This is a genomic window from Veillonella rogosae JCM 15642 (assembly GCF_002959775.1).
Lineage (GTDB): Bacteria > Bacillota > Negativicutes > Veillonellales > Veillonellaceae > Veillonella > Veillonella rogosae.
The window spans coordinates 97,134-111,858 of sequence record NZ_PPCX01000010.1 but is presented as its reverse complement, the minus strand read 5'-3'; the positions used below and the strand labels follow the sequence as shown (position 1 = coordinate 111,858).

The following is a 14,725-nucleotide window of genomic DNA, read 5'->3' as shown; positions in this document are numbered from 1 at the left end:
ATTTATCTCATTATTTACAAAAAATTAGCAATACATCTAACGGAAAAAGAGGAGAGAGGGCTGTGTTCTTTTCTATATACATCCGTTTTGAAGACGTCCCATTGAAAATATAACTAGTGCAGATGTGGGTAGAAGTAAGGAGATGTGGCTATGCCACATCTCTTTTCCATACAATCAGTTGAGCTGGCGCTTTTCATTATTGTGCTTATGTATATTGGTGTGGATATAAAAGAATAGTGCTAAGTTGATATTAGAATGTAGAATACATATGATTAAACATTTTGTTGATGCTGTTATGTCGTAATGGGACACCTTTATAAAAAATGTTAATAAAAATAGCACCACTTTTTTCGAAGCGATTTTACGGAACGTAGTGACGTACTGAGCAAGAAGAAGGTGGTGCTGTTTTTAAACTAAAATTATTCTGTTGTAACGGGGCCCCATTGTGGGGCTCAAGTACATGTATTAAATAAATTATTCTTTTTCTACCAAACCATACAAGCACAATAAAGAAAGCGCTGCACATACTAGCATTGTAATCCCCATAGGTATGCCCGTGTGTTCTCCACCAATACCAACGAGTGGAGATACGATGCCTGCCGCAAACATGCTTGCAAAGCCTAGTATGGCAGAGGCGCTGCCTGCCATTTTACCGTATTTAGTCATAGCCATTGAGAAGGAGGCGGAACCGAATAGGGATACTGTACATGCAGTAAAGAATAAAATTGTTGTTACAGGAATGAGAGACCATTCGAAAATCATGGCTACTAAGAATAGTAAAGAGCCGATAGTAAGTTGCCATAGACTGAATGTAAGGATTTGGCGAGATGTTACGACATTACTTACTCGTCCGCTAATGGCACTGGCCAAGATAATGCCGCAGCTATTGATACCAAAGAGGTAACTAAATTCCTGAGCTGAAAGTTGGAAAATATTTTGGTATACAAAGGATGAACCTGAGATATAGGCAAAGAAAGCGCCGAAAGCAAAGAATTGAATTAAAGATTGTCCTAGGAAACGTTTATCTTTAATCAGTGTAAAGTAGTTCTTTGTAGCCGTAGCAAGGCCGCCAGCAACGCGTTTTTCCTTTGGTAAGCTTTCACGGAAAAGAAGAGAGCCTACCAATAAAATAGCAGAGAATACTGCTAAGATAACAAAGATTACACGCCATGTAGCAAATAAGAGCAGTTGACCGCCTACTAAAGGTGCAATTACAGGTGCGAGGCCATTGACCATCATGAGCAAAGCAAATAGTTTAGTCAGTTCTTGACCAGATGCAAAGTCTCGAGCGATAGCTTTAGATATAACTACGCCTACAGATCCGGTTAAGCCTTGTAGAAATCGACCTAGTAATAGTATTTCGATGCTAGGTGCATAGGCGCAAATAATGCTAGAAATAACGCATAGTAAGTTACCTACAACAAGTGGCATTTTACGGCCCATTGTGTCACTTATAGGGCCACCAAATAATTGACCTAAGGCAACGCCAAATGTCATAACACCAATGGTCATTTGAATGTTAGATGCTGTTGTGTTGAGTTCACCAGGCATAATCGGTAATGCTGGCAAATAAAGGTCTGTTGCGAGCGGTGTGATTGCCGTTAATAGACCGAGAAAAACTACCATGATAAAGGAAACCTTGGTAGAACTTTCTTGTGTCATAGAAACCTCCTGTACTTAAAATAGAGAATAAAAAAGTCTGCGAATCGCACTTCGCAGACTGCATTTAATTTTTTCTATTTAACAAGAAGTATTGTAACACGATTGATATATAAATTCTATAGATTTTTTTGTAAAAGTTTTTTCTAATAATTAGAGTATAAACTAATAAAGTGATTTACAAGAATTATAAAATTATATATTAAACTTTTTTGTGTATGAAAACGTAGTTGCATAGAATCAGGCAAATCTCTATAGAATGTGATATCAAAACTTTGAGTTTGATACATCTGATTTTATAGATTAAAATAAAGTCATAGATTAAATCTAAAAATATCAATATAGTTTATCGTATATAGGAGTTTAGTATGACCAAATTTGTAAAAACTTTAGTATTGGCGGTAGTAGCTGTTGTTGGTACTGCAACATTCACATCTGTAGAGGCTATTAGCTCTGACGAGGCTGTGCAAAGCGCATTGGCTCGTGTTCCAGGTGCAACTATTGCAAATGTAACTGAGTTTAATCGTGACTATGATCATGGTCGTTTAGAGTATGAAGGCGAAATTCATTACAATGGTTATGAATATGACTTTGAAATCGATGCAGATACTGGTACTTTCACTAAATGGGAAGTAGAACGTAAACATTACTAAGATTTTAAAAGTAAATCATAAAAAAGAACAGCTCATTTCTGAGCTGTTCTTTTTGTTTACCTTATTAGCAATATCTTAGAAGAAGATAGCATGGATTTGGTGGATGAAATGTTGACCGAAGAAGGAGATGCAACCATGCATTACGATGAATACGATGAAGTATTTGAATGCAGTGTTCATAATAACGCTTGCTTCGATTTCATGCTCTAATTTATGAGCTTCATCAGCACTAACTTCTTTGTGGTTTTCGAGGTATGCTTTCAAAGCAGGACCTACGGCACCAATAGAAATCGCGATGGATTGTGGAGACAACATTTTACCGATACCAGCTGCACCAGAGTTAACAGCTGCTAACCAGAAGCCAAGGTCTTCCCAGTTTGTAGGATCTAAGCCTTGAGCTGCTGCGATTTGAAGTGGACCAAACAATACGTTGGAGTTTGTACCGGAACCAGTTAAGAAGGCACCCAACGCACCTACGATAGGAGCGAATAGTGGGTACAAGGAACCTGTACCAGCAACCATTGCTTTCGCAATGTCTGCAGTCATGCCAGAGTATGTCATCAATTTAGCTGTCATAACAACTGTGATGATTGTAAGGTATGTGAACTTCAAGTTTTTAACTGTGTTGCCTAATGTACCGAAGATTTCACCAGCTTTTGCTTTTTGGATGAAACCACCAACAATACCAGCGATGAAAATCATGATACCAGGAGTTGCAATCCATACGAATGTGTAAGGTTTTGCACCAGGACCTTGGTAAATAGGTACAGATGTTTTAATGGACGCAAGTGGACCATTAATTGCAGGGAACAATTTAGAAGTTAATAACAATAATACGAAGATCAAGATGAATGGCATAGCCGCTACAAGACCTTCACCACCGGAAACTTTTGGAGCTTCACCAGTTTGTTTAACTGCGTATTCAGGATCATTAGGAGGCATGATTTTTGCACAACCAATGATAACTGCCATGATTACGATGGATGCAGAAATTACGGATAATTCAGGACCCATTACAGCATTGATTATGATTTCAGGAACAGCTAATGCTAAACCAGAAAGTAATGTAACAAGGAATACACCTTTTAACGCTTTAATACCGCCACCGATGATCATAACAACGAAGAATGGAGCGATAAGGTTAAGCAAGAATAATTGTACGGAAATGAATGTACCCAAGTGGCTTGGATCAAGGCTTGTCAAGGATGCCAATGTAGTAGTTGGGATACCGATAGAGCCGAATGTAGTTGGTACGGAGTTTGCAACGAGACATGCAATGATAGATTTAAGTGGGTCGAAACCTACGGCAACCATCATAGCTGCAGGAATTGCAACGGCAGTACCAAAGCCAGCCATACCTTCCATGAAGGCACCAAAGCCCCATGCAAGTAACAATGCAAGTACGCGAGTATCAGATGTTACAGAAGAAAGCATTGTTTTAATAGTTTCCATTGCTTTCGTGTATACTACCAAGTTATAAACAAAGATAGCAGCTGTAATAACTAATAGGATTGGCCAGATTGCCAAAGCGGCACCTTCAAGGGCACCAGTGACCATAATAAATGGGTCAGATTGGAATGCTGTAATAGCGATGATGAAAGAACCGATTGCAGCAACACTTGTTGCTTGCCATGCTGGTAATTTCAAGATGGATAACGCTACGATCAACCAAATGATTGGAGATAGCGCTAATAGAACGGTGATAGCACTCATTTCTAAGATCATCCTTTCAAGAAAAACAAAAATATATGCTCAACAGGACGATGTAGTTTAATCAAATAAATTGATGAGTAAATCGCTATTATATTAAGTTGTAAAAGTTCAGTTAAAATGTAAAGTTACAATAAAACAACAGATATACTTATCGCAAAAATTGATATAGTACTTAAAAATTTTTAACCTCATAAGTTATGAGGTTAGAAATATAAGAGAGGGGACATAAACAGTGTTTATGTCCCCTTCTGTACTAACTACAAGTCCTTGTTAGGGCCATTACTAAGTTCAGGTATTAGTAGTTACCTTTGAACATTGTAGCAGGAGCTTCTGGTACATAATCGCCGAAGTAGGATTTGAAGTCAAGGCCTAATTCGTTGCAAAGATCTTGAACTTCAAGCATTGTACCGTTAAGTACAGGGATGCCTTCAGCTTTAACTTTTTCAACGGATTCATGTTCTTTTTCACCATGAGTGTAGATGCGGTCTTGACCAGCAGCTTTAGGAGCTTCACGTAATTCTTGTAAGAATTGGGAGAAGTGTTTTTTGATTTCAGCTGGGTCGCCGAAGAATTCAGGGTTGATAGCCATGAAGCCGTGGCAGATGTTGGATTTACCACCAACCATACATTTGTTGGAAGTACCGCCTTGAGACAAGATGGAGGAGAATAATTCAGCAATCATGCCGTTACCATAACCTTTGTGGCCGCCAAGAACTTCTGTAGCACCACCTAAAGGAAGGATACCGCCGCCTTCATGACGGGAGATGTTGCCCAATACTTCAGCTGCATCAGTGGAAGGAACGCCGTCTTTATTAACAGCCCAGCCATCTGGAGTAGCTTTGCCCATTTTGTTGTACATTTCAAGTTTACCACGAGTTACTACTGTAGTGGAGCAATCGAAGAAGAAGTCAACAGGATCTGCTGGTACAGTCCAAGCGATAGGGTTGGAACCAAGCATAGCTTGACGAGCGTATGTAGGAACCATGATTGCTTCGGAGTTTGTACAAGAGAAACCGATTAAGCCTTGGTCGGATGCCATTTTAGCATAGTAACCAGCGATACCATAGTGGTTGGAGTTACGTACGGATACGATACCAACACCGGATTTTTTAGCTTTTTCGATAGCCATTTCCATAGCCATGTGGCCCAAGATTTGGCCCATGCCATCATGACCGTCGATAACTGCGGAGATTGGAGTTTCTTTTACGATTTCAGGTTTTGCGTCGATTTTGATCAAGCCATTAGTGATACCTTTGTGGTAACGAACCATACGTTGCATACCATGGCTTTGAATACCGAACAAGTCGGAAGTCAAAAGTACGTCTTGGATGATGTCAGCTTCTTTTTCGGAGAAACCGAATTTTTGGAAAGCGTCCATGCTCAATTTTTTTAGTGTTTCATAAGGGAATAACACAGTGTTTTTTGCGTCTGCCATCGTTAAAACCTCTTTTCAGAAAATATGTACCTGATATAGCAACTACATTCTAAAAGAATCATGAAATTAATATGACTCTAAGGGTAGTTCTATATCCTCTCAAATGACACTGTCAGTATAGCACAGAAGTTAGTGAGATTGAATAGTTTTGCACTCTGAATGACATTACTAAATACGCATACGTACGGGTGATTTTAATCACATATTCTATAGTGTATAAGTGAAAAAGCCGATTATACCTTAAACTACATGGTTATGACTTTTAGTCATTGTTGCATGATTTTTTTATAGATTAATAGTATTTTTATAGGCCTTATTAGTATAACTGTTCAGCTTTCTAGAAAGAATGATAATGGATAGATATCGATAAAACTTGAAATGTTAAGGTCTATATATCAAAATAATTGATGAGGTCATAAATTGAATGTGATAACTGAATGTATTGATATACAGAAAATCCTTCGCTTTCATCTTTTTTTTTAAAATTAAAAGGTGTGCAAAAGGTTACACATATACAAGTCATACTGTAATATAATATAAATATACATCCTATAGTTTATCCTATAGTTTATATGATTTATAAGCGAGGTGCTTATCTTGAAAGAATATAAGTCTGTTTGTCCCTATGATTGCCCAGACGCATGTGGGCTAATTGTAAGTGTTGAAAATAATAAGGTAGTGTCTGTGCGCGGTAATAAGGATCATGCTTTTACCCGTGGCACATTATGTCCTAAAATGGTGCACTACGAAAAGGTTATCCATTCCCCATTGCGTTTAGAATACCCTATGAAGCGCATTGGTAAAAAAGGTGTTGGTGAAGACCAATATGTACGTATTAGCTGGGATGAGGCGCTAGATACAATAGTAAATAATTTCAAGCACACTATAGATACTTATGGTAGTGAAAGTATTTTACGTTATTCCTACGCCGGAACAATGGGGGTTATTCAAAGCCCCGCAGCAGATTATTTCTTTCGTCGTATAGGTGCTACCGATCAAGATAGAGGCATTTGCTCGCCTGCGAAACAAGCGGGTTTTCGCTCTGTTTATGGTGATACGTTGGCTGTTAAACCGCAAGAGGCACAGCATAGTGATTTAATTGTGTTATGGGGCATAAATGCAACAGCTACAGACGTTCATATCTTACATGATGTAAATATTGCTAAAAAGAATGGGGCTCAAGTTTGGATTATTGATACCCATAAAACATATACCTTTAGTCAGGCTCATGAACAGCTTATTGTGAAACCTGGTAGTGATGGAGCACTAGCATTAGGTATGCTTCATATCATTCATCGTGATGGCTTAGCAGATTTAGAATTTATTAATCAACATGTACAAGGGTATGATCAGCTGGTAGAACAAACGTTAATTGACTTCACCCCAGAGAAAGCGTCTGAAATATGTGGTGTTTCTGTAAAGCGCATGACTGAGTTTGCTCATGCTTATGCTAAAGCTAAGGCTCCATTTATTCGTCTTGGTAGCGGGTTGTCTCGCTACGGCAATGGCGCTATGACTTGTCGTACTATTAATGCTTTGCCGGCTGTTGTGGGAGCGTGGCAGCACCTTGGTGGCGGTCTCTTATCAAGTGCTAGTGGTAGTAAATTCGTCGGTAAAGATGTGATGCAACAGGCTCATGTCCATGCGCCAGCTACACGATTGATGCCCATGATTAAACTTGGTGAAATGCTTACAAATCCTGAAGGAACTAAAGTTCATAGTTTATATATCTTCTCTTCAAATCCTGCTATCACAGCGCCTGACCAGAATGTTGTCCGTAGAGGCTTAATGCGAGATGACTTATTCACTGTGGTACATGAGCGTTTCTTTACGGATACTTGTAAGTATGCTGATATTATTTTGCCTGCCACAACATCTGTAGAGCATGATGATATTTACAATTCTTATGGTCACTATACGATTGGCACGGGCTATAAATTGATTGATCCCATCGGTGAATCTCGCTCCAATTGGCAAGTCATTGCAGAATTAGCGAAGCGAATGGGATTGGTAGATGAGTTCTTTAATCTTAGCGAACGAGAACTGATAGACCAAATTGTGCGCACCTCTAATCGTATATCTAAAGAAGACCAAGATACGATTCTTAGTGGTGAACCTGTAGAGATGGTTGTGCCTGAAAATTATAAGATGGACTTTAAAACACCATCTGGCAAAATTGAGCTTTATAATCCTCACGATGTAGAGCCCCTCATTCGATATATGTTGCCATATGGTGATAATGCGCCGTTCTGGCTTATCAATGGTAACGATATTCGCATTTTGGATTCAAGCTTTTGCGAGTTAGACTTTGATGACCCAGAATTGATGAAGCTTCGTATCCATCCTGAAGATGCAAAATTATATGACATTGCTAATGGTGATGAAGTAGAAATTTATAATAACCGTGGCAGCGTAAAAATAAAAGCGTATTATGATGATGAGGTGCAACAGGGCACATTAGTCACTCTTGGTGTATGGTGGCAATCACAATCTAGTGACACTGAAGTCGCTATCAATGCACTTATGGCAGATCGCCCTACAGATCAAGGTTGGGGCAGTACTTTTTATGATGTACAAGTTGATATAAGAAAACTTTCCTAGTTAAGTCTCTTTACTTATGGGAATGACACTATACCGATATAGAATAGTAAGAATATTTTTCTTGCATACCTAAACCCCTTTGGATTATAATAGTAATATTATTTTTATATAACCTAAAGGGGGTTACATTTATGAATGGTAACGACAATTTGTCGACCCGTGCCTATTTGGCCATAGGCATGATGTTATTCGCCCTATTCTTTGGGGCAGGGAATTTGATCTTCCCAGCGGCCTTAGGTCAACAAGCTGGTAGTAATGTAGGTTGGGCTTTGCTCGGCTTCGTATTAACAGGTGTAGGCCTTCCACTTTTAGGTGTTGCAGCGATGGGTTATTCCTCCTGTAAAGACGTTGAAGAACTTGCAAGCCGTGTTCATCCGATTTATGGCTTGTTGTACACAATTTCTCTTTACTTGAGTATTGGTCCAATGTTTGCGACGCCACGTACTGGTACTGTAGCATATGAAATTGCAATTAAACCTTTCACAGAAGGTTTAAGCATGAATATGGAACCAATTTTCTTGGCATTATTCTTTGGTGTTTCTTTGTGGTTATCCATTAGCCCACAAAAGCTTGTTAATCGTATCGGTAATATTTTGACACCAGCATTACTACTTGTAATTCTGTTGTTAATTATCAAATCCTTTATAACTCCGCTAGGCGGCTATGCAGTGCCACAACCTACTTATGGTGATGCACCTACAGCTGTGTTGCAAGGTTTCTTGGACGGTTATAATACGATGGATGCGTTGGCTTCCGTAGTATTTGCTATTCTTGTAATTGACTTTGTTCGTCTTAGCGGTGCTACATCTCGTGCGGTTATTACAAAAACCGTAATGGAAGTAGGCGCTATTGCAGTAGCTCTTCTTGGTATTGTTTATGTATTTATCGCTAACATTGGTGCTACTAGTGTTGAACGCTTTGGTTTGTTTGATACAGGTGCTCCTGTGTTGTCCGTAAGTGCTAACTACTTGTTCGGTGATTTCGGTCAAATCATCTTGGCTATCATCGTTCTTCTAGCTTGCTTGTCTACGAGTATCGGTCTTATCACTTCTTGCGGTACGTACTTCCACAAGTTGACACCGAAGATTAGCTATAAATTATATGTAGTAATCTTCTCCGTAGCAGCATTTGGTCTTAGCATGTTCGGTTTGAAAACAATCATCAGTGCAGCGATTCCAGTGTTGATGCTCTTGTATCCGTTAACGATTGTAATCATCTTGTTGGCACTTTTTCACAATGTGTTCGGTGGTCGTCGTTGCGTATACGCATGGACAATGGCTTTCACAATGATTTCTGCTCTTATGACTGGTCTTGAAACGGCAGGTATTGCACCTGCTACATTGGAACAGCTCTTTACTCAATACATTCCATTCCAGGCTGCTGGCATGGGCTGGGTGAGCTTTGCGGTATTAGGCTTCGTTGTAGGTCTTATCCATAAAGGTCTTGTGTCCGAAAATAAATAATAACATTAAAGGTTCTATGCTTTCATCTTTTTTGAAAGTATAGAACCTTTTTTGCGGCATAAAAGTTGTCATATGAAATTGCTTTTATAGGTAGGAGTTTCTATAATACATATATAGTATATAAAGGAGATTTTTATGCGTAACACTCATTGTTTACCAAGTTATAGTTTTGGCGGTCACGATGTATTTGACGCCATTCCACAATTTACAAAATTATACGGCCATACAGTAGCCATCATAGGTGGTGAGACAGCACTATCTAAGGCTATGCCTCATATTCAGCCTGTACTAGATAAGGCGGGGATTAACGTATTAGATGTTATTCCATTTGGTGGTGAATGTACCTTCGCGCGAGGCAAGGAAATTGCTGCTATGGATTCTGTGAAAGATGCAGACTTTCTCTTTGCTGTCGGTGGTGGTAAGGCTATCGATACGGTGAAAGTAGTAGCTGTAGAGCTAGACGATAAACCATTCTTTACCATTCCTACCATTGCATCTACTTGTGCGGCTACATCTGAAGCAGCCGCCGTATATACGGCAGATCATAATTTTGATGGCATTGCCTTTGTAAATCATCCGCCCGTACATTGCTTTATTGATGCAGATATTTTAGTAGAGGCACCGAGCCGTTACTTATGGGCTGGCATGGGGGACACTATCGCCAAGCATTATGAAACATTGATGTCTGCACGTAATCGTGAGCAAGTGTACAATACACAATTAGGTCTTGTTTTATCCTCCATGTGTAGTGAACCGATTTTGGAACATGGTTTACAGGCCTATAAGGATAATGAGCACAAACATCGTAGCGAAGCCTTTGATTTGATGGTTATGACCGTAATCTTTACGACGGGTATCGTGTCTGGCTGTATGCCTGGCGATTATAACAGTATCATTGCACATGCTATTTGCTATGGCTGTGCTACGAATGAAGAAACAGAAAAGCATCATTTACACGGTGAAATGGTGGCTTATGGTTTGTTAATTCTCTTTATTGTAGATAAACAATTAGACGAGTTAAACCGCTGGTTGCCTATATATCGTGAAATCGGTTGGCCTACGAAGCTTTCACAAATGGGACTCGATGAATCCTATATACCACAAATCGTGGAGAAAGCCGTATCTGTTCGCGATGTAGTGGTATCGCCGTACGAGATTACTACTGACATGTTGGCAGAGGCCATTCGTTATATGGAAACTATAGAATGTTAATTGCTAGATTATCGTGAATTTACCCTTTAATAGTTATATAATAATAGTAAGAGTATTTTACGTTTTTAATATCCCTTTAAGTTTGTAACTCATTGTTTTATGATTAATTTGGGGATATATTTTATCCATATTGTTAGGTAATGATGTGTTGATAATGGATATATAGATACATTAAGTCTAGTAAAATTAACTACTATTTTAGATTGATATAAAGAGGTTGTTCATGAGTGATATTGTAAAAGGTGGTTTGTATCGCCATTTTAAGGGTATGTATTATTACGTATTAGACGTAGCAACTCATTCGGAAACGGGTGAGAAATTTGTAGTATATCAAAAGCTCTATGATGATCGCGATATGTACATACGTCCATTAGAGATGTTTATTAGCGATGTGGATCGGGAAAAATATCCTGACGTAGAGCAAAAAGAGCGATTTAAGTTGACGAGTGGACGTGACTAGGAGGGCCTGTGGAGCAGAAGTTTTTCTTTTTCGATATTGATAACACCCTAGCTGTATGGCCTGAAGGTAAAATTCCTGACAGTGCTCAATACTGCTTGGATGAATTAAAGCGACGTGGTCATCGCGTAGCCTTAGCGACGGGACGTATCCAAGTAGATGCTAAACGCTTTGCGGAACAAGCAGGACTTACCGATTTTGTAGCGGATGGTGGTCATAGTATTACCGTCAATAATGAATTAGTGTCCATGATTGGTATGGATCGCGATGCATGTATTAAATATTTAGAGTACTTAGAGTCTCATAATATTCCTTGGGCTGTTACGGACCGCAATAAATTAGGCCGCATTACACCGTACAAGGAAATCTTGGAGTGGAATCCAAATTGGGATGTATTTAAAACCAACGTAGATCCTGATTTTGACTTTCATAGTGTTGAGGAGTTTTATAAGATTTATGTATTCTTTAAAGAAGGGGAAGAAGAGGAGAAAGATATTGAACATATGACACACAAGCTGATTCGCTATGGCGACGGCTGTGTTTTGTATGAACCAATGGAAAAGGCCTTAGGTATTCGCAATATGCTTGAGCACTTTGGGATGAAACCAAATCAAGCTGTTGTATTTGGCGATGGTTATAATGATTTATCCATGTTTAGACCTGAATGGCTGAATATTGCCATGGGGAATGCGCGCCCTGAATTAAAAGCAAAAGCGGACTATATTACTACAGACTGTGATAAGGACGGCATTTATAATGCGTGTAAACATTTTAAGTGGATTGACTGATGTATAGTTAATTCCCTTAATTAAAGTGAGATTTACATAAATGTTTAATTAAAGTAGCTGTAGCTACGAAATTAGTGTAGCATAATTAGTATAATGCATTTAGTTCTATACTCGTGTGTAAATAGGAGAGAGAAGTCATGAACAACAAACGTAGATTATTTTCCACTGTACTTTGTGTAGCCGCTTTGACTGCAGGCTTATTTGTATCTGGTTGCGGTAGCGATAAAGCGGGCGGCATTGGTTCTGTAGTATCCTCCGTAGTTGATGGTGGCGATGAAAAAGCTGCTGCAAAGCTTAATACACTTATCGATGCAACTAACCGCTTCAACAGTGACAATGTTTCATTTGCTCAATTCCAAGCAGAAGGTTTGGCTAAATTAAAAGGTGGCTTCGCAGAAGGTGCTATTACTAACCAACCTCACTTTGACAGACTACAAGCAGATTTAGAAAAAGCTAAAAAAGAAGGTTCTACATTTAAAGAAGTTGATGCAGAGCGCGACAATGTATTGAACATTCTTAATGAATTAGTGCCGGTATATAAAGATTTGACTGCTTATGATGACTCTAAAGCTTACATGAACGATGGGGGCGCTAAAGGTAAAGAACTTGCTGCTAAATACGTAGCAGCAGTAGAAAAATTCGATGCTGCTTATGCGAAGTTCAACGAAACTCTAAATAAAGTTAATGCGGAACAAAGCAAAAAACAAATCGAAAAATTGAAAAAAGACGGTAAAAAAGGTTATGCAGCAGCAATGGAATCTACGCTTCGCTTAACTGAGCTTGTGGATAAATTGGAAAAAGCTCCTCAAAATGCTGATAAAGCAGCTGTTGAAAAAGAGCTTTCCGAAATCGAAGCATTGCTTAAGAGCATAAACAACGACCGTGGTCAAGTGCTTGCTGATCGTTATAACTCCGTTGTTGGTGAAGTACGTCAAGTGCTAGCTGATCCAAGCGACAACAACCTTAACAACATGATTGAAGGTTTCAATGGTTATATTGATACATATAACAGCACAACTCCAGACCAATTCGACGCTAAATAATCAAATAGCTAACGAGTGCGTAAGGGTAAAAAAACAGAGTTCCTTTGGGAGCTCTGTTTTTTTGTTAATTCTATTTTAAATCGCTTACATCGTAACCGCGTTGGATCATGTTTTGGCGAACTTCTTCCATCATAGGCGTACGGAATTTCAACCAGTACATAATAGCGCCAGGAATGCCACTAAAGAGTAGGAAAATAACAAAATACATTGTTTTTACTGCATTAAATGTATTACGTAGTACCTTTTCTGTAGTTTGTTCACGACGTAGAGAACGACGCATAATGGCACGAACCATTAAGATTAAGAAGAACGTAAAAATACAACTAAAAATGGTGTAGAAGAAAATAAAGGTCAAGAGTGATAAAATATCGTCCATAGTTTCTCTCCTTTAACAATAACTATAGCAGCATAATGATTATCAGTAATAAAGTATTCTCTCTCATATATGGCCGCATAAAAATAAGTACATAACGAATTATATACATTGTTTTGAGAGTTGCAGTCAAGTATATTGGCTATAATTTGCAAAATTGGAATATTATCATATTAAAAATATGTTTATTTGCATTTTTTGCATGGAGGCATAATGAAATTCACCCTTAATTCATGGGAAATCGTTTTATAAGTTGGTATAATAAAAGATAATTATACTGTTATGTTTGTATAGGAGAATGATTATGAGCTCTAAACGTAAGTTAATTTCCACCTTATTGTGTGTAGGTGCTTTAACAGCAGGTTTATTCGTTTCTGGTTGCGGTAGTGAAAAGGCAGCTGACACTGTATCTTCTGCAGTATCTTCTGCTACAGATACTAAGTCTGATGAAAAAGTATCTAAAGCTTTTAATGAAATTATTGATGCTACAAATAAGTTTAACGGTAACAACACAACTTGGGGCCAACAACATGCTGAAAATCTTGCTAAATTGAAAGCTGGTTTCGATGAGCATGCTATTAACACACAACCTAAATATGATAGCCTACAAAATGGTTTGAAGAAAAGTAAAGAAATAGGCAATACATACAAAGAAGTTGATACCGAGCGCGATAATGTATTAGCTGCATTAGATGAATTAGTGCCAATTTCTAAAGAACTTGCGTCTTATAGTGACTCCAAGGCATATTTAAACGATGGCAAGGCTAAGGGTAATGAGCTAGCAGCTAAATACGTAGCAGCTGTAGAAAAATTTAATGCTGCTTATGGTAAATTAGGCGATGCAGTAAAAGCAGCAAATAAAGAGCAAACTAAAAAGAATCTTGAAAAAATGAAAAAAGATGGCTACAAAAACTATGCTGCAGCAATGGAAGCGACTCTTCGTTTAACAGATTTAGTTGATAAAGTAGAAGCGACACAAAGCAATCCTGATAAAGCTGGTGTAGAAAAAGAAATTGGCGAAATTCAAGCGTTGCTTAATGGTATAGACACAAAAGACTCCTATAAAGAATCTTTAGTTCGTAACTTCAATGATACTGTTGGTGCTATTCGTCAAGTTATGGCTGATCCTAACGATAAATATCAAGATCGCAATCTAAATCGTATGGTTCAAAGCTTTAACCACTACATTGATGTGTACAACCGCATTAAACCAGATTCCTTCGACGAAAAGAAAAAATAATATCGCTTTTATAAGAGAGCCTCTCGTTTTACGAGAGACTCTCTTTATAGTATGAAGTATACGGCTTAATGGCAGTACATACTTCTCC

The 14,725-nt window shown here is 38.5% G+C and carries 12 protein-coding genes; 8 read left to right on the top strand and 4 right to left on the bottom strand.

Features of this window, described 5'->3' with window-relative positions; translation table 11 throughout:
* Positions 1-474 precede the first annotated feature (474 nt).
* Positions 475-1,662 carry a multidrug effflux MFS transporter gene (locus VRHSUH09_RS05745; RefSeq protein WP_105081645.1) on the bottom strand — a complete coding sequence of 396 codons (1,188 nt, stop codon included), beginning with the start codon at positions 1,660-1,662 and terminating at the stop codon, positions 475-477.
* Positions 1,663-2,027: 365 nt separating this feature from the next.
* Between VRHSUH09_RS05745 and VRHSUH09_RS05740 the strand changes: the two genes are divergently transcribed.
* Positions 2,028-2,312, top strand: a complete 285-nt coding sequence (locus VRHSUH09_RS05740; RefSeq protein WP_054748410.1) for a PepSY domain-containing protein — start codon at positions 2,028-2,030, stop codon at positions 2,310-2,312.
* A 75-nt stretch (positions 2,313-2,387) separates the two neighbouring features.
* On the opposite strand, the gene VRHSUH09_RS05735 is transcribed toward VRHSUH09_RS05740, so the two are convergent.
* Complete coding sequence (locus tag VRHSUH09_RS05735; RefSeq protein ID WP_105081644.1) at positions 2,388-4,025, bottom strand: L-lactate permease; 1,638 nt, start codon at positions 4,023-4,025, stop codon at positions 2,388-2,390.
* A 295-nt stretch (positions 4,026-4,320) separates the two neighbouring features.
* The gene (locus VRHSUH09_RS05730) at positions 4,321-5,460 is read right to left on the bottom strand and encodes an Ldh family oxidoreductase (protein ID WP_009352449.1); all 1,140 of its coding nucleotides are present in this window, start codon (positions 5,458-5,460) and stop codon (positions 4,321-4,323) included.
* Between the two features lie 597 nt (positions 5,461-6,057).
* Between VRHSUH09_RS05730 and VRHSUH09_RS05725 the strand changes: the two genes are divergently transcribed.
* The 6 genes from VRHSUH09_RS05725 to VRHSUH09_RS05700 all read left to right on the top strand — a co-directional run bounded on the left by VRHSUH09_RS05725 (position 6,058) and on the right by VRHSUH09_RS05700 (position 13,024).
* The gene (locus VRHSUH09_RS05725) at positions 6,058-8,061 is read left to right on the top strand and encodes a molybdopterin-containing oxidoreductase family protein (RefSeq protein WP_105081643.1); all 2,004 of its coding nucleotides are present in this window, start codon (positions 6,058-6,060) and stop codon (positions 8,059-8,061) included.
* A gap of 131 nt (positions 8,062-8,192) precedes the next feature.
* Positions 8,193-9,524, top strand: coding sequence for a branched-chain amino acid transport system II carrier protein (gene brnQ, locus VRHSUH09_RS05720; protein WP_009352462.1), 1,332 nt, complete (start codon positions 8,193-8,195; stop codon positions 9,522-9,524).
* A 135-nt stretch (positions 9,525-9,659) separates the two neighbouring features.
* Entirely contained in the window at positions 9,660-10,736 is a 1,077-nt protein-coding gene (locus tag VRHSUH09_RS05715) for an iron-containing alcohol dehydrogenase family protein (protein WP_105081642.1), read from the top strand.
* 223 nt (positions 10,737-10,959) lie between these two features.
* Positions 10,960-11,196 (top strand): DUF1653 domain-containing protein, encoded by a 237-nt coding sequence (locus VRHSUH09_RS05710; protein WP_054748408.1) that lies wholly within the window; start codon positions 10,960-10,962, stop codon positions 11,194-11,196.
* An 8-nt stretch (positions 11,197-11,204) separates the two neighbouring features.
* Positions 11,205-11,981, top strand: a complete 777-nt coding sequence (locus tag VRHSUH09_RS05705) for an HAD family hydrolase (protein WP_054748406.1) — start codon at positions 11,205-11,207, stop codon at positions 11,979-11,981.
* Between the two features lie 137 nt (positions 11,982-12,118).
* Positions 12,119-13,024, top strand: a complete 906-nt coding sequence (locus VRHSUH09_RS05700; protein WP_105081641.1) for a DUF3829 domain-containing protein — start codon at positions 12,119-12,121, stop codon at positions 13,022-13,024.
* 70 nt (positions 13,025-13,094) lie between these two features.
* Here VRHSUH09_RS05700 and VRHSUH09_RS05695 read toward each other — a convergent pair whose 3' ends face one another.
* Positions 13,095-13,400: a hypothetical protein gene (locus tag VRHSUH09_RS05695; protein ID WP_009352284.1), complete on the bottom strand. Its 306-nt coding sequence runs from the start codon at positions 13,398-13,400 to the stop codon at positions 13,095-13,097.
* Between the two features lie 301 nt (positions 13,401-13,701).
* Between VRHSUH09_RS05695 and VRHSUH09_RS05690 the strand changes: the two genes are divergently transcribed.
* The gene (locus VRHSUH09_RS05690; RefSeq protein ID WP_105081640.1) at positions 13,702-14,637 is read left to right on the top strand and encodes a DUF3829 domain-containing protein; all 936 of its coding nucleotides are present in this window, start codon (positions 13,702-13,704) and stop codon (positions 14,635-14,637) included.
* The last annotated feature ends 88 nt before the right edge of the window (positions 14,638-14,725 follow it).

Excerpts from the sequence above, each read along its gene's own strand:
- VRHSUH09_RS05745 (WP_105081645.1), bottom strand. The coding sequence starts at position 1,662 with ATGACACAAGAAAGTTCTACCAAGGTTTCCTTTATCATGGTAGTTTTT.
- VRHSUH09_RS05740 (WP_054748410.1), top strand. The coding sequence starts at position 2,028 with ATGACCAAATTTGTAAAAACTTTAGTATTGGCGGTAGTAGCTGTTGTT.
- VRHSUH09_RS05735 (WP_105081644.1), bottom strand. The coding sequence starts at position 4,025 with ATGAGTGCTATCACCGTTCTATTAGCGCTATCTCCAATCATTTGGTTG.
- VRHSUH09_RS05730 (WP_009352449.1), bottom strand. The coding sequence starts at position 5,460 with ATGGCAGACGCAAAAAACACTGTGTTATTCCCTTATGAAACACTAAAA.
- brnQ (WP_009352462.1), top strand. The coding sequence starts at position 8,193 with ATGAATGGTAACGACAATTTGTCGACCCGTGCCTATTTGGCCATAGGC.
- VRHSUH09_RS05715 (WP_105081642.1), top strand. The coding sequence starts at position 9,660 with ATGCGTAACACTCATTGTTTACCAAGTTATAGTTTTGGCGGTCACGAT.
- VRHSUH09_RS05710 (WP_054748408.1), top strand. The coding sequence starts at position 10,960 with ATGAGTGATATTGTAAAAGGTGGTTTGTATCGCCATTTTAAGGGTATG.
- VRHSUH09_RS05700 (WP_105081641.1), top strand. The coding sequence starts at position 12,119 with ATGAACAACAAACGTAGATTATTTTCCACTGTACTTTGTGTAGCCGCT.
- VRHSUH09_RS05695 (WP_009352284.1), bottom strand. The coding sequence starts at position 13,400 with ATGGACGATATTTTATCACTCTTGACCTTTATTTTCTTCTACACCATT.
- VRHSUH09_RS05690 (WP_105081640.1), top strand. The coding sequence starts at position 13,702 with ATGAGCTCTAAACGTAAGTTAATTTCCACCTTATTGTGTGTAGGTGCT.